Consider the following 577-nt stretch of genomic DNA (forward strand, 5'->3'; position numbering starts at 1 on the left):
GTCTGGCTCAAAGATTTTGGCTTTGTACAATTATTTAAGACTCAGTTAAAAGAACAGCAGAGGTTTTATATTGTGCATCAAGATGAAGATGATTTATTGTCCTTTGAAGGTTTTCATGAATTACATTCAAGTCATTGGAAAATAGAGCAATATCACCGGGTGATTAAACAGGTTTGTCATATTGAAAAGTTTCAAGTAAGACGATCTAAACTGATTTTGAATCATATTTTTTCAGCCTTGATGGCCTACGTTGAGATACAAAAGAACCAGTTTGAGCGGATCTTTGAAAATATATATCGTTGGCAGAAGAAATTATTTAGACCAATTATCAAAAACTTCATTGATGACTTTATTCTCGATAAAAATCATCTGCTACCACAGAGAATCTATAAATAATAGTGCGTAAGTCCTATTATCTTATAAGATTTGACTTCAAAAATTACATATCGCGCTCTAAAGTCAAGTCTTTAAAATGAGCAGTGTGCAATATAAAAATCATTCAAATGCACTAAAAAACAGTTTGTGAGAGAGGAATAGTAGATGAATACGCGATCTACCATTATGGATACCAATAGCT

At 32.1% G+C, this 577-nt stretch carries 1 protein-coding gene; it reads left to right on the top strand.

What is annotated here, in order from left to right:
* A partial coding sequence (locus NQ036_RS15425) for a transposase (RefSeq protein WP_257060014.1) occupies nt 1-396 on the top strand: 396 nt, incomplete at its 5' end.
* Between the last annotated feature and the right edge of the window lie 181 nt (nt 397-577).

The organism is Brevibacterium sp. 91QC2O2 (assembly GCF_024580695.1).
Taxonomy (GTDB): Bacteria; Actinomycetota; Actinomycetes; order Actinomycetales; family Brevibacteriaceae; genus Brevibacterium; species Brevibacterium moorei.